This is a genomic window from Frateuria terrea, from assembly GCF_900115705.1.
Classification (GTDB): Bacteria; Pseudomonadota; Gammaproteobacteria; order Xanthomonadales; family Rhodanobacteraceae; genus Frateuria_A; species Frateuria_A terrea.
Genome location: NZ_FOXL01000011.1, coordinates 58,864 through 73,295, shown reverse-complemented (window position 1 = coordinate 73,295; position 14,432 = coordinate 58,864). Strand labels below are relative to the sequence as shown.

Below are 14,432 nucleotides of genomic sequence, written 5' to 3'. Positions count from 1 at the left end.
GGCCATCAGGCAAGCGTCCGGCACGTGGCAGCCAGCAGCGCGATGAAGGAAGAGCTGTTTGCCGTGGAGAGCGTGTGGCAGAGGAGTTGCTGAGTCGAGAGTAGGGCTCGACGGAAACCGAGCATGGACGCGGCACGGGAAGCGTGCAGTACCCGGTCCGACCAAACCAGCCCTCGCGAACGTCCTTCTGCCTGGCTGTAGGGCGGTCGGTTGCCGTGATGTCGGCTGTGCGGTTCCTGGTCGCGGCTTTCACCCCGAATGCCGCATCCTGTGAAACCGGCTTGCCGCGTTCCTCTGCCAGCGCCGATACCTGGTACGCAAGCGCGATGCGCCTGGCCCATTCCGCGGCCAGCAAGGCCGCTCTGACGGAGACACGCCCATGCCCGACAACGAAACCCGCTGCGGCCACGCCGCCTGCCAATGCACCGTCTCCAGCGGCGAGCAGTACTGCAGCGACTCCTGCCGCGAGGCCGCCGGCACCGACCGGGTCGAGGGGCCGTTCTGCGAGTGTGGGCATGCGGCGTGCGCGAGCAATCGGGCGGGTGGCGAGGGCGGTGGCTGACGCCTGTGCAAGATGCAAGACCGTAGACAAGCTGGTCCCGCTCATCGCGCTGTCTGCGGGTCGCATTCAGAAGTGCCGTCCTTCCGCGGGGCGTGCAGACAAGGGGCCAGCGCGCGTCCCTCGGCTCTCGACTGATTGCGGATGGTCCGCGGTGACCTGCCGGGCTGCGATCGCCCATGTCGCCCACGGCATTGCCCGCCCCTTCATGCGGGTGCGCCTAGGTTGGCCTCTTCCCCAAAGGACGATTCCATGGATCGCCAGCCGCCGCCGACCGTTTCCTCGCTCGACCTCACCCGCTATCTCGGTACCTGGTACGAGATAGCGCGCCTGCCGATGCGCCACGAACCGGCCGACTACACCGACATCACCGCCAGCTATACCCGTCAAACCGATGGCGCCATCCGGGTGGACAACCGCGCCCGCGATGGCAAGGGCGAGCTGAAGGAATCGGTCGGGGAGGCGAGGGTGGTCGACCCGGCCCAGCCCGGCCGGCTGGAAGTGACCTTTCTTCCCGAGGGGCTGCGGTGGATCCCGTTCACCAAGGGCGACTACTGGATCCTGCGCGTGGACGAGGACTACCACACTGCCCTGGTGGGCAGCCCGGACTTCGAGTACCTGTGGCTGCTCCACCGCGAGCCCGAACTGGATGCCGGCACGCGCGAGGCCTTTCTGCAGTACGCGCGGTCGCTCGGCTACCGGCTCGACCCACTCATCCATACGCCCCACACAGGCCGTCGCACGGCCTGAAGCAGTGCGCTGGCCGATCGGCCTTAGAGACTCGGAAGCCTGAGTGCAGTGCCAGAGTGCTTTTTCGCAAGCCATTACACCCACGATCCGGCCGTCACCCTGGACATGGTGCGTGATGCGCTCGACCATCACCGCCTTGCTGCGCTGGAAGCCCGCTTCAAGGCGGACCTAGAACGCCATTTCGTCAAACAGCCATTCAGCGAAATCATCCATAGCGATTTCGTCGCCTTCGACGCTTCGCAGGAGGCCGGCCGGCTCAGCCAGCGTTGGCTCGATCAGGCGCCGCACAGTGCCTTCGCGCTGACCGCACGGGGTACCACTTCCGCCGCATGGCCTGGAAGGCTCGCCGCTGGCATGTAGGGCACATGTCGCTCCAGGTAGGCGGCGTCCACCTGCGCCTGCCTCCTGATCCGCCTACGGCTTGAACCGGCGGACCTCCTGCGGCCAGCCGCAGGCCTCGGCCACTTTGCCGGCCCAGTGCCTGGCCGCCTGCTCGTCGGCCACGTCGATCACGGTCAATCCGCCCAGGAACTGGGGATTGCGCACGTACGGACCGCCGGTGAACGCCAGCGTGCCGCCGGTGGCATCCGCGCTGAAGGCGTCCTGCGGGTCTTCCTCCAGGCCCCCGGCGAACACGTAGACGCCCGCCGCCTTCATATCGTCCACGACCGCGTGTGCCAGCGGACCGCGCGAGGCGAACCACGCCTCGCTGTGCTCGCCGACCCACGCCTGGTTGAAGTAGATGAGGTACTTGCTCATGCCATGTCCTGTGACCGTGCGGCCCCAGTGGCCGCATTCGCCTCACGACGAACGTGCGAGGCACGATTCGACACAGGGGTGAGGGCGTCACAGTTGGTGATTCGTCGCTCGAGCCGGAAATGCGTCGGCCCATGCTGGCGAGCGGCAGATCTTGGCGGGGGAGCACCGCGCAAAAAAAGGAGGCGCACTGCGCCTCCCACCATCAATTTATATCAGCCACCCGGACTTGCGGCAAGGCTCGCTGCGTAGCCTAGGATCGCCGGCCTGCCGATCGGGCAGCAGGCATGAGGCGGGTCGGACAATGCACGACGACGAGTGGTTTGCGGTGTCCGCTGAGAACTGCCATCAGGTGGAAGGGCCGTTCTTCCATGGGACGAGGGCCGATCTTTCGGTCGGCGATCTGCTGAGGGCCGGGTTCACCTCCAATTACGACGATCGCATCGTCATGAACCATGTGTATTTCACGGCGGTGCCCAAAGGAGCGGGTCTCGCCGCGGAGATGGCGCGAGGCGCGGGAAGGCCGCGGGTCTACGTCGTCGCGCCGACCGGAGGCTTCGAAGATGATCCAAACGTCACGAACAAAAAGTTCCGCGGCAACCCGACGCGGTCGTATCGGAGCGCGTCGCCGCTGCGGATCGTGGGCGAGCTCGAATGTTGGGAGCCCTACGATGCGCAGTTCATCGGCGAACTGCGGCGTCGCGTCCAAGAGGGCATGGGAGAGATCATCAACTGAAGGTGTATCGCGCCAATAAGGATCAGCGATGCCTGTCCTTCCGCCCCTCGAAAAATCAGGAGGGCCAGTGCGCCACGCCCGGACTGCATCGGTTGCGACGGCCGGCCGATCGCGGAACACTGGCCTCACCGGCCGCGGGGGTGGCCTGTCATCGGGGGGAAAGGACGATGCTCTTTACGACAGTGTTGTTCGTGCACCTGTGCGCGCTGTTCGCGGCGTTCGCCGCTTCGGCGCTGGTACACCACGGCCAGAAACGCCTGGCCAACGCGGGAACCGTGGCCGACGCGAGCCAGTGGCTCGGGTTCGTGCGCCAGGTATCGGTGACGTTTCCGCTGGCGATCCTGGTACTGCTGGCGAGCGGGGGCTACATGGTGCACATCGAGGGACTCGCCTGGCGCACCGGCTGGCTCGAGGCGAGCCTGGCGGGCATCGTGCTGCTGGCGGTCAATGGCCCGGCCGTGATCGGTGCGCGCATGCGGCGATTGCAGCAGGCACTGCAGGCTTCCGGAGGTGCCTTCGGCCCGGACCTGGCACGCTTGGCGAACGATCCGGTCACGCACTGCGCGGGCTGGATGAATACGTTGCTGGCACTAGGCATCGCCTACCTGATGGTCGCCAAGCCGGCGACGGGCATGGCGTTCGGCGTGCTGGCCGTCGCGTTGGTGCTGGGCGTGCTGATGGGACGCCCCGGGCGGCGCCCGGCCAGTGCGGCCGTGGAGCCGGGTTAGCCTGGGCGGCGCTGTGCGAAAAACAGGGTTGGGATGCGCTTCTTAGGTGCGCCTCTCGAGTCGGTTGCCCGAAGGTCGCTTGATCCGGGCTCCACGTTGGAAGGGGAATCCATGAAATTTCCAGCACTTCCCGTTTTGGTGATCGTTGCCCTTGCCGCAGGCTGTGCAACCGCGCCTGCGTCAGATCCAGGCCCCATACCGGCAGACATTCTTGCAAGGCAGACTTGCCGCGAAGACATCGTTCACGAGTCGCAAGTAGCGATAGCGGACGACCTGGCTGCTGCATTCCAGGAATTCGGCGGCCAGGGTGCCTCTGTGATCGTCTCTTATGATCTGGACGGCTCGGGGAAGGCGGTGGAACCGCTGGTGATATATGCCAATCCGAGAAAGCTCTTCGACAAGATAGCCCTGCGCCAGCTCGCTGACACAAGCTTCGCACCGGGAGTGATCCGGAAATCCTGCGCTTTCGTCAGCACTTATACGATTCGGTCCACGGGCACCGTGGAACTGCCGATCGGCCTGGAACCGAAGGTCGCAGGGAAGCATCGCCAGTAGGGACAGGCGACGTGCGAGAACACGGATCAGAGTGCGTTTTCAAAGCGTCTCTGGCCCGTTTGGTGGGCTGTCTGCCGAGTCCCGTGAGCTGGCCTCGCGCCCGCGAGGCTTACGAAAACGGGGTTGGCGAAACGGGCGCAGGTTGACTTGTCTCACTTGGCCCGCGCGAGCCTTGCCCCCGAGGCTAAGCCAAGCGCCAGTACTCCATAGGTCGCCAACAGGGCGCGCTTGCTGAGCACGAGTTCCCACCCGGGCGTGAAGCGTTTTGGCGTGGGGCCGTAGTCGATCGCTGCAGCGACCGCGGATGTCATGCAGGCGTCACGCAAGAGCGTGCCGGCGGAGGAGGGCCGGTAGCTGGCCCGCCAGTACTCCAAGGGCAGCGCCCAGAACACGGCCGATGCAAGGTGGGTCGCCAGGCCGACCAACGTATGCCTGGCATCGAACTGGTCACACTCGGCTGCTTTGTCGCCATGCAGCCAGTGGCTTGTCGCGTTGATGGGTTGCAAGGCGCCCTTGCCCTCGGCCTTGGCCAGCAGCGCCAAGGCAGCCGCCGAGGCGAGGCCCGCGACGGTGCCGGTCAGCAGCGCCCGTGTGGCCGGCGCGGGGCGATTGCTGTGGCCGTTCGTTCGCGTGTCCATCAAGCCCGCTCCTCGCTCGTTGCGTGTTCCCAAGACTGCGATGCCTGTGGTCGGGGCGATGTGACCTGCGCGCCGAACGGCGATGAAGACAGCCTCGGCCTTGCCACCGGGAACGTGGCTGGACCTGGCCGGTCACCACGCTCCCCGACGCGGGGCACGGAGCCCTGTTCAGGCCGGTCTTGCCTGTCGACCGAGCGCGTGGCGACCGTCACGTGCGGCATGCCGGGAGGGCCGCGATGGTTCGGGCGTAGCCTGGAGGAACACCTGGCTCGTGCGTCGAGTTCAAACGCTTGGGCCGGCCGGTGCATCCCATCGCGGAAGCGCGGAACCGCGCATCGCGATGACCTGGCCACACTGGAGAGCCTTGCCTATGTCCTTTGCGCGAACGATCGCTGCCAGCCTCGTCCTGCTGGGCACGTCCCTGGCCTTGCCGTCGCATGCCGCCGGCGGCGATGCCCCGGGCCCCACGTATGCGCGGATCGCCAAGGACATCCAGGCCGAGATCGCCGCAGGACGTCTGACCGGCGTCTCCGTCGCGCTCGTCCAGCATGGGCACGTGGTGTGGGAACAGGGGTTCGGCTGGGCCGACCGTGAGGCTGGGCGGAAGGCCACCGCGCACACCCCGTTTTCGATTGCCTCCACCAGCAAGACCTTCACTACCGCCGCCATCATGACGCTGGTAAAGGCAGGCAAGATCCGGCTCGATGCGCCCGCGAACGATTACCTCGGCAAATACAAGATCGTCGACGACCAGGGGCCGACCTCGGCAGCCACCGTGCGCATGCTCGCCTCGCACAAGTCGGGCCTGCCCTCGTTTTTCCTGATGTACACCCGGGGAGCGAAAGTCCAGCGCCCTACGACGGACGCGTTGCTGCGCGACTACGGCCATCTGGTCGCGCGGCCAGGCACGCACTACGAGTATTCGAACCTGGGTTACCAGGTGCTGGATGACATCGTCCAGCGCACCGCGCACGACGATTTCGGCGCCTACCTGCAGAAGCATATCTTCCAGCCGCTGGGCATGAAGGACAGTTTCTTCGAGACCGACGCGAAGCCTCGTCCCTCGCGCGCCGTTCGCTACGATGACGACGGCCATGCCATGGCGTTCTACGTGACCGCGACCCCCGGTTCGGGTGGGGTGTATGCCAGCGCATACGATCTTGCGCGCTGGGCGATGTTCAATCTGAAGGACCACCGCGTCGATCAGGCGCCGATTCTTTCCGATGACGAACTGGACCAATTGCATGAGCCGCAGAGTTCGATCTGGGCCGAGCAGTACTACGCCCTGGGCTGGGATGTCTGGAAGCGTCCCGATGGCACGCGCGTGGTCGGCAACCCCGGCGGGCAAAGCGGCGTCCGCTCCGAATTCGTGCTGGTGCCCAGTGCCGACGTGGGCTGCGTGGTCCTCAGCAATAGCCGCGCGGACCGGGAGTTCATCGACAAGGTCAGGGACCGGCTGGTCGCCAGCCTGGTGCCGGGATGGCCTGGCCTTTCCTTCGGGACGCCGAAGCCGGTTCCGCTGCATTCCGCGGGCGAGTATGCCGGGGCGTGGAAAGGCGTCCTGACCGCGCAGGGCAAGGCGATTCCGGTGGCCCTGCGCATCTGGCCGGACGGCAAGGCGACGTTTGCCGTCGGCCAGGCCCCCGCGGCCGGGGTCGACGGCCTGGGGCGGGTCGACAAGCGGCTGGTCGGCGATACCACCGGCGTCATCGAGGCCCCGGACGCCGAGCGCGAACATCTGCAGAAGCTGTCGCTCGACGTGCGCCGCGATGGCGACCGGCTCTTGGGCGAGGCGGTTGCCTGGCGCGTGACGGCAGATCGCATGGCGATCGTGCCCTATCACATGGAGCTGAAACGTCTGGCGCAGTGAGGGGGCGGCGCCCGGACGCGCCTAGCGATGTATGACCCGTTTACGCGCCGTTCCAACCACCCCTCGCGGTAGCGTGGAGAGGCGCAGGCATGAGGCCGCTCGCGGGGCCGGGACCCGGCGAGGCCTGGGCGTCTTCACAAAACTTAGGTATTGACCTAAGTAATTCGCACTGCCAGACTGCGCCCCGTCGGACCGATGTTCGCCAAGCAAGTGACTGCCACGCAGATGAACCGAGCCGCCGTTGTTGACGACGTTTTTTACGCCTTGTCGAACGCGACCCGGCGAAAGGTCCTGGAGCAGCTGTTCAGCGGCCCTGCCACCGTCAGCGAGCTGGCGGCCCGGTTCGACATGAAGCTCCCGTCGTTCGTGCAGCACCTGTCGGTGCTGGAGAAGAGCCGCCTGGTGAAGTCCTGGAAGCAGGGCAGGGTACGCACCTACGAGATCGCACCCGAGCGGTTCAAGGTAGCGGAAGACTGGCTTATCGAGCGGCGCCAGCTGTGGGAATCCCGGCTCGACAGGTTCGACGCGTACGTCAAACAACTCAAGGAAAAGGAATCGCAGGCATGAGCACGCAACCCACGATCGATCCCAAGCTCGACATCGTCTTCGAACGGTTCCTCGACGCGCCGCCGCGGCTGGTCTGGGAAGCCCTGACCCAGCCCGAACATGTCAGCCAGTGGTACATGCCCAAGGCCTGGGGACGCGTGGCACGCTGCCAGATGGACCTGCGCCCGGGCGGCGCCTTCGGGATCGATATCGTGGTGGGAGACGGCCAGGAGGTTCCCAACCTCGGCTGTTTTCTGGATGTGGTGTCGATGGAGCGGCTGGTGTGGACTTCCATGCTGTTTCCGGGCTATCGCCCGGCCGTCTTCGACGATGTTCCGATCACCGCCATCATGACGTTGAAGCCCGAGGGCACGGGGACGCGCTACGTATTCACGGCGTTGCACCGGAACGAGGCCGACGTGGCGGCGAACAAGGAGTCGGGTTGGAAAGAGGGCACCGACATCGCCCTGGACCAATTGGTCGAGCACGTTGCATCGATGAAGTAAGCGGCAAAGACCCGGCCTACCGCCGGTTCCGGGCCCGGAAAATGGTGGAGACAACGGAGTGCCTCCGTTTCGAGCGAGTCTCAATGCGCCAGCGGCAGCTCAGTGGGATTCGGCCGCGATCGGGCCGTTCGGCAGCGGATCGCGCGAATCGAAGTGCTGGGTGTATTCCTTCGTGTCCAGCAGCCGGCCTTGCGCATCGAAGTGCAGGTAGACGGTGTCGCCGTTGTAGACGGCATGCCCGCGGCGCGAGAACTCGCTCACCACCGGAATTTGCGCGTACTTGCTGAGACGCTCGGTGGCGTAGAGATACTTCAGATAAGTGTCGCCGCCCGGTTCGCGCGTCACTTCCAGCGGTGGTCCAAGGCTCCGTTCGACCTCGGCGGCGGTGGTTACGCCGGGCCGGAAGCTGGCCAGGCGATCGTGATCGATCGGCTGGCCGCGCGTGATGCCGCCGCAGGCGGCCAGTAGCGAGGTCACGATGCCGGATGCGACCAGTGCGCAGCAGTGTTTCATGTTTCCCCCTTGTGCGGCGACGGACCTCGCGGCAACCGTGAACGGTGACGCCCGTCCCTTCAGCGTACAACCGTGCTCCTGGCAAGTTCGGCAGTGAATTCCTCGCGCCGCCGGCCATTCGCTGCCGCCTGGGCTGCCGGCTTCCCCCGCATCTCATGGTTGCCAGCGGGGAATGCCTTTGCCCGGTTGACCCCGCCCGGCCACCTTCCTACGCTGCCCCGGCGCGAGCGTTCGCGCCCACCGGGGAACACCATGCCTTTGCGTCGCTCCTGCCTCGCCGCCCTCCTGCTGGTTTCGATGACGGCGGCCGCCGCCGAGGCGCCGGTCAAGGGCTTCCCGCCCGCACTGCCTGCCGCCGACCTGGTGCTGCAGCACGCCAGCATCGCCACGCTCGACCCGCTGCAGCCGCACGTGCAGGCATTGGCGGTGAAGGACGGCCGAATCGCGGCCCTGGGCAGCGACCAGGACATCGCCCACTACATCGGCCCGCACACGAAAGTGCTGGACCTGCACGGCGCCTTCGCCACGCCCGGTTTCATCGAAGGCCATGGCCACCTGATGGACACCGGCGACGCGCTGATGCAGCTCAACGTGGGCAAGGCGCCCAACTGGGACGCCGTCGTGGCGATGGTCAAGGACGCGGTGGCCAAGGCGAAGCCAGGGCAGTGGATCGTCGGCCAGGGCTGGCAGCAGAGCAAATGGAACAAGGTGCCCGAGCCCAACGTCGACGGCCTGCCGCTGCCGGACAGCCTGGACGCGGTGTCGCCAAACAACCCCGTGCTGCTTTCGCACACCAGCGGCCACGCCATCTACGCCAACGCGCTGGCGTTGAAGCTCGCCGGCATCACCCGTGACACGCCCGATCCGGCCGGCGGCACGATCGTGCGCGACGCCAAGGGCGACGCCATCGGCATGCTGCGCGACACCGCCGGCGATCCCGTGTTCGCTGCCTACAGCCGCCACCTGGACAGCCTGCCGCCTCAGCAGCTCGCCGCGCGCAGGGAGCAGTCGCTGAAGCTCGCCATGCAGAACGAGGTGAGCAAGGGCATCACCGGCTTCGTCGACATGGGCGAGGACTTCAAAACGGTCGACTGGATGAAGCAGCAGGCGGACAAGGGCTTCCCGCTGCGCCTGTACGTCAACATCGGCGTGGTCGATCCCGCCAGCGTCGACAGGAGCCTCGCCAGGTACCGCATCATCGGCTATGCCGGCGACCACTTCACCGTGCGCAGCGTGGGCGAGGACGTGTCCGATGGCGCGCTGGGTACCCACAGCGCCTGGTTCCTCAAGCCGTATGACGACGCGCCCGGCATGACCGGCAAGAACGTCACCTCGATGGACGCGCTGGAAAAGATCGCGCGCATCGCCGCCCGCGACGGCTTCCAGGTCTCCATCCACGCCATCGGCGATCGCGCCAACCGCGAAGTGCTGGACATGTACCAGAGGATCTTCGCCGAGTATCCCGCGGCGCACGAGCTGCGTTGGCGCATCGAGCACGCCCAGCACCTGGCGCCTTCGGACATCCCGCGCTTCGCCGGGCTTGGCGTGATCGCCTCCATGCAATCCATCCACGCATGCTCCGACGCGCCCTACGTGGTGCAGCACCTGGGCCGGCAGCGCGCGGAAGAGGGCGCCTACGTGTGGCAGTCGTTGATCAGGATCGGCGCCATCGTGCTGGACGGCAGCGACACCCCGGTGGAGGACACCAATCCCATCGCCGGCTTCTACTGCGCAGTGACACGCGACAACGGCCACGGCCAGCGCTTCTTCCCGGCGCAGTCCAAGACCCGCGAGCAAGCGTTGCGCTCCTACACCTGGAACAACGCCTACGCGCTGTTCGAGGACCACCAGCTGGGCTCGTTGAGCCCCGGCAAGCTGGCCGACATGGTGGTGTTCTCCGGCAACCTGCTCACCATGCCGACCGAGCAGATCCTGCGTACGCGGGTGTTGTATACCGTGGTGGGCGGCAAGGTGGTGTACCAGCGCAAGGGCGCGGACGCGTGGCGCAGCGGGCAGCTGTTCGCGCCGATGCCCGAGTTCGACCACGTGAACTGAGCGAGAGGGAGCGGCAGGCGGGCGCGGTTCTTCCGGGTAGCCGGTCGGCGTGACGTCGCTTGCCGGCTGGTGTGATCATCCGGCAGGCCGCGACGGCATCAACCGGATCGAGCCCATGATGACCCGTTCTGCACGGACCTGCCTCGTGCTCGGCCTCCTGGCCGTTTGGCCGCTGGCGGCACGGACGCGATCGGCGCCGATCCGTGTCGGCAACGCCGACAACGTCGTGGTGGTACGGGCCGGAGCCACGGCGCCTGAGCTCTTGCAACTGGGGCGCACAGCTGGTCTGGCCTGGCAAGGCGCGGCGGTCGCGCGCCTGATCGGGCATGCCCGCATCGGGGGCAGGGAGGTGGGACTGCACTGGCGGTTCGATCCCGAAGCCAGCCTCGATCAGAAGGACGCGGCAAGCCTGGTCTACGAGGATCGCGCCGCTGGACTGCGCCTGTATTGGCAATGGCGCGCGCGTTCTTCGCACGGGCCGATCGAGCACGCGGTCCGCATCGAGAACCGCAGTGGGCGTGAGGTCTGGATACCGTTGCAGCCGAGCCTGCAGTTCGCCTGGAACGTTGCGGCCGACCGGCCGCTGGAGCAGGCCTGGATCGACAAGGGCGCAGGTGTGGCCCCTCCGGTGGGAACGCATCGGGCGGCCATCACCCGCCACTACCTTTGGCGCGGCACTTCCAGCACGTTCGCGCATCCGCGCGCGGGCGAGTCGCGCGAGATCATTCCCTGGTTCCTGGTTCGCAGCGACGCCGCCGGCCTCGGCGGCTGGTACGTGGGCGTGGAGTTCAGCGGCCGCGTGGCGATGAGCCTGAAGCGCACGGGTGCGACGCTGGCGGGCACGGTCGGGCTCAACCCCGAGCCCGGCGCGTTTCGCACCCGCCTCGCTCCCGGCGAAACCTTCGCCACCCCGACCGTCTTCGTCGGCGCCAGCGACGGCGACCTCGACCACACCGGCAACACGCTGCGGCGCTGGGTGCGCGAGGTACTGAATGATCCTTCGACTCTGGCCGATCCTGCCTATCCGCTGGTGACCAACAACAGCTGGGGCAGTGCGATGGCGATCGACGAGGCGCAGGCGCGCCACATGATCGACGACGCGGCACGGCTGGGTTTCGAGATGTTCCACCTGGATGCCGGCTGGTTCCGCGCCGTCGGGGACTGGCATGCGGATGCGGAAAAATTCCCGCACGGCATCGCCGCGCTATCCGATTACGCGCACCGCCGGGGCCTGAAGTTCGGGCTCTGGGCGGACTGGGCCCAGGCGGGCACCAGCACTGCGAAGGATGCGCTGAACGTCGCCGATCCGAAGGTGCACGACTGGCTGATCACCGATCCGCTGCCCGGCTGGAAGCCGGCGCAGTTCAAGGGCATCACGATCGACCTGGGTGTGCCGGCGGCGCAGGCCTGGGCGACCGGCGAGACCGATCGCCTCGTGCGTGACTACCACCTGGACATGCTCGAACACGATGGCTACGTCGTGGCCCAGGGCTGCGACCGCGACGATCATCCGCACGCACCGGCCGATCCCGCCCGCCTCCGGCGCTACCGTGAGGACGATTTTCCTTGGGTCGACGGCCCCAACGCGACCGACGTCAGCCTGCACGCCACGCGTGCGTACTACGCCATCCAGCATGCGCTCAAGCGTCGGCATCCCGGCCTGCTGCTCGAGGTCTGCAACGACGGCGGGCGCATGGTCGATTTCGGCAGCGCGGCCTACGGCGACTACTTTTCCATCGTCGACTCCTACGACCCGCTGTCCAACCGCCAGGCCTTCTACGACGCCAGCCACGTGCTGCCGCCGGCCATGCTCGAAACCTACGTCAAGGCATGGCCCACGCCGCGGATCGAGAACTTCCGCTACATGCTCCGCAGCGGCATGATGGGGTGGTTCACCGTGATGATCGACACCAATGGCTGGACGCCCGCGCAGCATGCCGCGGCGGCCCGGGAGATCGCGTTCTACCAGTCGACACTGCGGCCGCTGATACGTACTGCCGATCTCTATCACGTGGGCCCGCGGCCGGACGGCAAGGGCTGGGACGGCACCGAATATTTCGATGGCGTGCACGACCAGGGCGTGGTCTTCGCGTTCCGTGGCGAGGACCGTGCACGGCATACGTTCCGGTTCAAGCTGCGCGGACTGCGCGCGGGACGGCAATACCGGGTGCAGTTCCGCGATCATTCCTCGCACGATCGCGTGCAGGACGGGAAGACATTGGCGACCTCCGGCCTGGCAGTGACGTTGCCGACGCCGCAATCCTCCGAACTGGTCGTGATCACGGGCGTTCGGTGAGGTTGACGAAGGATGGGGTATCTATGCCGGATGACCAGGCCCGCTTGCAAAGCCATCGTTCCACACCGCTGTGGACTCACGTCTTTCTACGAACAAGGTGTGGCAAGCCGGTTTTCAGTTCGATGCGGCGGTGCCGAGTAACAAGGCGACGGGCAAGTGGCTCGACGCGAATGCCGACTCAGGCATCGCCATCGAGTGCTTGACGGAGCAGAATCTCGACCCGCCAGTGAACTTAAAACCCAACAGGCAGGGACGGCGGTAGCAGACCGCATCGGGAACGACAGTCAATGACAGAAAGTTCGACTTCCACGCACACGGCCGACCTGCCCCCGGCAGCCACCCAGTGGCTCCGAGAGGCAAGCCAGGCACTCGGCCGCAACCAGATTGATTTCGCCATACAGTCGTTGACCAGAGTCCTGGCGCTGGCTCCGGAATGCGCCGACGCCCATCGATTGATGGGTATCGCCTTTCTCATCAGCGGAGATCGGCAAAAGTCGATAAGCCACCTGCAGCGCGCCCTCGCGGTAAGACCGGACGATTCCACGCTCAACATGAATCTCGGCAGCGCGCTGTTCGAGCTAGGCGACGTCGACGCGGGCCTCGCACATCTGCAACGCGCTTGCGAACTGGCGCCCAGGTCGGCCTCGACCTGGTACAACTACGGCAAGGCGCTTCAGTTTTCCGCCCGAATCGAGCAGGCTCACGACATCCTGAAACACGCAGTCGCTATCGATCCGGGCTACGCCAAGGCCCGCAATACCCTCGCATCCGTATTGTCCAGCCTGGGTGACACACCGGCTGCCGTGGCGATGTATCGCGACACTTTGAAACAACAGCAATCCGATAGCTCGGAGACCTGGTTTGGCTTGGCCAACCTGAAAACCGAGCGGTTCAGCAGGGAGGACATCGCGGAACTCCAGAGACAGCTCGGTTCCGACCTGCCGGATGGTTCCCGCATCCTGCTCGGCTTCACCCTCGCCAAAGCGATGGAGGACCAGGCTGACTATGCGCTGGCATTCGATGTCCTGCGCGAGGCCAACGCATTGAAGCGGCGCTACGTGCACTGGGACCGCGAAGAAGAGCGCACCCGCGTGGATGCCATCGCAAACACCTTCTCCGGTGCCATGCCCGCGCCGCTTGATGCCACGTTGGGCAGGGAAGTGATCTTCGTGGCGTGCCTGCCTCGCTCGGGTTCCACGCTTACCGAACAGATCCTCGGTGCGCATCCGCAGATCGAAGCGGCCGACGAAATCGAGACCCTCCCGGAGATCCTCCAGGAAGAATCCCGTCGGCGTGGGCAGCCCTTTCCCGCGTGGGTCCCATCAGCCACCGCAGAGGATTGGCAACGCCTGGGCAAAGATTATCTGGCACGCACCCGACGCTGGCACCGACAGGGCCTGAGGTTTACCGACAAGAATCCGAGCAACTGGGCATACGTCGGAGCCGCGCTGGCGATGCTGCCCGGAGCCCGCGTGGTGAACTCACGACGCGACCCCCTGGAAACGTGCTTCGCCTGTTATCGCCAACTTTTTGGCAACAGCTCAGTCGACTACAGCTATGACCTTGATGACCTGGTGGACTACTACGCGGGCTATGTGCGCCTGAGCGGGCTTTGGAAACAGCGGTTTCCACAGCAGTGCTTCGATTTCGAGTACGAGCTGCTTCAAGCAGACGCGGAGGCACAGATTCGTCGGTTATTGGACTTTTGTGAGGTCCCATTCGATCCCGTCTGCCTCGACTTCCATCAGTCGTCCAGAACGGTACTTACGATAAGTGCTGCCCAGGTGCGGCAACCGTTGCGCCTGGATACCGCGCGCAGTGCGCGATACGGCAGCAAGCTAGATCCGTTGCGTGCCCGGCTGCGTGCCGCCGGCGTACTGCCTGCAGGTTAGGAATGGGGTCGAAGTCCATTGGGGCAGTGGTG

General features: G+C 66.0%; 15 protein-coding genes. 12 read left to right on the top strand and 3 right to left on the bottom strand.

The window, feature by feature from the left end; all coding sequences use genetic code 11:
* Positions 1-379: 379 nt before the first annotated feature.
* The 3 genes from BMZ38_RS16700 (at position 380) to BMZ38_RS16690 (ending at position 1,669) form a co-directional block, all read left to right on the top strand.
* On the top strand, positions 380-562 hold the full coding sequence (locus BMZ38_RS16700; RefSeq protein ID WP_091340413.1) for a hypothetical protein: 183 nt from the start codon (positions 380-382) through the stop codon (positions 560-562).
* 249 nt (positions 563-811) lie between these two features.
* Positions 812-1,309: a lipocalin family protein gene (locus BMZ38_RS16695; RefSeq protein ID WP_091340411.1), complete on the top strand. Its 498-nt coding sequence runs from the start codon at positions 812-814 to the stop codon at positions 1,307-1,309.
* A 105-nt stretch (positions 1,310-1,414) separates the two neighbouring features.
* Complete coding sequence (locus BMZ38_RS16690; RefSeq protein WP_091462160.1) at positions 1,415-1,669, top strand: hypothetical protein; 255 nt, start codon at positions 1,415-1,417, stop codon at positions 1,667-1,669.
* A 54-nt stretch (positions 1,670-1,723) separates the two neighbouring features.
* Here the strand turns inward: BMZ38_RS16690 and BMZ38_RS16685 are convergent, their stop codons facing one another.
* Entirely contained in the window at positions 1,724-2,068 is a 345-nt protein-coding gene (locus BMZ38_RS16685) for a YciI family protein (protein ID WP_091340406.1), read from the bottom strand.
* Between the two features lie 301 nt (positions 2,069-2,369).
* Here BMZ38_RS16685 and arr point away from each other — a divergent pair, with 301 nt between their 5' ends.
* The 3 genes from arr (at position 2,370) to BMZ38_RS17675 (ending at position 4,084) form a co-directional block, all read left to right on the top strand.
* Positions 2,370-2,801 carry an NAD(+)--rifampin ADP-ribosyltransferase gene (gene arr / locus BMZ38_RS16680; protein ID WP_091340403.1) on the top strand — a complete coding sequence of 144 codons (432 nt, stop codon included), beginning with the start codon at positions 2,370-2,372 and terminating at the stop codon, positions 2,799-2,801.
* Between the two features lie 167 nt (positions 2,802-2,968).
* On the top strand, positions 2,969-3,529 hold the full coding sequence (locus BMZ38_RS16675; protein WP_175483820.1) for a DUF2269 family protein: 561 nt from the start codon (positions 2,969-2,971) through the stop codon (positions 3,527-3,529).
* Positions 3,530-3,640: 111 nt separating this feature from the next.
* On the top strand, positions 3,641-4,084 hold the full coding sequence (locus BMZ38_RS17675; protein ID WP_139202466.1) for a hypothetical protein: 444 nt from the start codon (positions 3,641-3,643) through the stop codon (positions 4,082-4,084).
* Positions 4,085-4,236: 152 nt separating this feature from the next.
* Here the strand turns inward: BMZ38_RS17675 and BMZ38_RS16665 are convergent, their stop codons facing one another.
* Positions 4,237-4,722 (bottom strand): hypothetical protein, encoded by a 486-nt coding sequence (locus BMZ38_RS16665; RefSeq protein WP_091340393.1) that lies wholly within the window; start codon positions 4,720-4,722, stop codon positions 4,237-4,239.
* A gap of 370 nt (positions 4,723-5,092) precedes the next feature.
* Between BMZ38_RS16665 and BMZ38_RS16660 the strand changes: the two genes are divergently transcribed.
* The 3 genes from BMZ38_RS16660 (at position 5,093) to BMZ38_RS16650 (ending at position 7,644) form a co-directional block, all read left to right on the top strand.
* On the top strand, positions 5,093-6,592 hold the full coding sequence (locus tag BMZ38_RS16660) for a serine hydrolase domain-containing protein (protein ID WP_175483819.1): 1,500 nt from the start codon (positions 5,093-5,095) through the stop codon (positions 6,590-6,592).
* 195 nt (positions 6,593-6,787) lie between these two features.
* A complete protein-coding gene (locus BMZ38_RS16655; RefSeq protein WP_217638766.1) occupies positions 6,788-7,159 on the top strand; it encodes an ArsR/SmtB family transcription factor in 372 nt (123 codons plus the stop codon).
* Complete coding sequence (locus BMZ38_RS16650; protein ID WP_091340387.1) at positions 7,156-7,644, top strand: SRPBCC family protein; 489 nt, start codon at positions 7,156-7,158, stop codon at positions 7,642-7,644. The genes BMZ38_RS16655 and BMZ38_RS16650 overlap by 4 nt, the downstream gene beginning before the upstream one ends.
* A 99-nt stretch (positions 7,645-7,743) precedes the next feature.
* Here BMZ38_RS16650 and BMZ38_RS16645 read toward each other — a convergent pair whose 3' ends face one another.
* A complete protein-coding gene (locus tag BMZ38_RS16645) occupies positions 7,744-8,157 on the bottom strand; it encodes a hypothetical protein (RefSeq protein WP_091340384.1) in 414 nt (137 codons plus the stop codon).
* A 252-nt stretch (positions 8,158-8,409) separates the two neighbouring features.
* Here BMZ38_RS16645 and BMZ38_RS16640 point away from each other — a divergent pair, with 252 nt between their 5' ends.
* The 3 genes from BMZ38_RS16640 (at position 8,410) to BMZ38_RS16630 (ending at position 14,400) form a co-directional block, all read left to right on the top strand.
* Positions 8,410-10,212, top strand: a complete 1,803-nt coding sequence (locus BMZ38_RS16640; protein ID WP_091340383.1) for an amidohydrolase — start codon at positions 8,410-8,412, stop codon at positions 10,210-10,212.
* A 115-nt stretch (positions 10,213-10,327) separates the two neighbouring features.
* Positions 10,328-12,508 (top strand): alpha-galactosidase, encoded by a 2,181-nt coding sequence (locus tag BMZ38_RS16635; RefSeq protein ID WP_245747342.1) that lies wholly within the window; start codon positions 10,328-10,330, stop codon positions 12,506-12,508.
* A gap of 287 nt (positions 12,509-12,795) precedes the next feature.
* On the top strand, positions 12,796-14,400 hold the full coding sequence (locus BMZ38_RS16630) for a tetratricopeptide repeat-containing sulfotransferase family protein (RefSeq protein ID WP_091340380.1): 1,605 nt from the start codon (positions 12,796-12,798) through the stop codon (positions 14,398-14,400).
* Positions 14,401-14,432: the final 32 nt, after the last annotated feature.

What these genes read in the sequence shown, in the direction of transcription:
- BMZ38_RS16700 (WP_091340413.1), top strand. Translation starts at nt 380, where the DNA reads ATGCCCGACAACGAAACCCGCTGCGGCCACGCCGCCTGCCAATGCACC.
- BMZ38_RS16695 (WP_091340411.1), top strand. Translation starts at nt 812, where the DNA reads ATGGATCGCCAGCCGCCGCCGACCGTTTCCTCGCTCGACCTCACCCGC.
- BMZ38_RS16690 (WP_091462160.1), top strand. Translation starts at nt 1,415, where the DNA reads ATGGTGCGTGATGCGCTCGACCATCACCGCCTTGCTGCGCTGGAAGCC.
- BMZ38_RS16685 (WP_091340406.1), bottom strand. Translation starts at nt 2,068, where the DNA reads ATGAGCAAGTACCTCATCTACTTCAACCAGGCGTGGGTCGGCGAGCAC.
- arr (WP_091340403.1), top strand. Translation starts at nt 2,370, where the DNA reads ATGCACGACGACGAGTGGTTTGCGGTGTCCGCTGAGAACTGCCATCAG.
- BMZ38_RS16675 (WP_175483820.1), top strand. Translation starts at nt 2,969, where the DNA reads ATGCTCTTTACGACAGTGTTGTTCGTGCACCTGTGCGCGCTGTTCGCG.
- BMZ38_RS17675 (WP_139202466.1), top strand. Translation starts at nt 3,641, where the DNA reads ATGAAATTTCCAGCACTTCCCGTTTTGGTGATCGTTGCCCTTGCCGCA.
- BMZ38_RS16665 (WP_091340393.1), bottom strand. Translation starts at nt 4,722, where the DNA reads ATGGACACGCGAACGAACGGCCACAGCAATCGCCCCGCGCCGGCCACA.
- BMZ38_RS16660 (WP_175483819.1), top strand. Translation starts at nt 5,093, where the DNA reads ATGTCCTTTGCGCGAACGATCGCTGCCAGCCTCGTCCTGCTGGGCACG.
- BMZ38_RS16655 (WP_217638766.1), top strand. Translation starts at nt 6,788, where the DNA reads ATGTTCGCCAAGCAAGTGACTGCCACGCAGATGAACCGAGCCGCCGTT.
- BMZ38_RS16650 (WP_091340387.1), top strand. Translation starts at nt 7,156, where the DNA reads ATGAGCACGCAACCCACGATCGATCCCAAGCTCGACATCGTCTTCGAA.
- BMZ38_RS16645 (WP_091340384.1), bottom strand. Translation starts at nt 8,157, where the DNA reads ATGAAACACTGCTGCGCACTGGTCGCATCCGGCATCGTGACCTCGCTA.
- BMZ38_RS16640 (WP_091340383.1), top strand. Translation starts at nt 8,410, where the DNA reads ATGCCTTTGCGTCGCTCCTGCCTCGCCGCCCTCCTGCTGGTTTCGATG.
- BMZ38_RS16635 (WP_245747342.1), top strand. Translation starts at nt 10,328, where the DNA reads ATGATGACCCGTTCTGCACGGACCTGCCTCGTGCTCGGCCTCCTGGCC.
- BMZ38_RS16630 (WP_091340380.1), top strand. Translation starts at nt 12,796, where the DNA reads ATGACAGAAAGTTCGACTTCCACGCACACGGCCGACCTGCCCCCGGCA.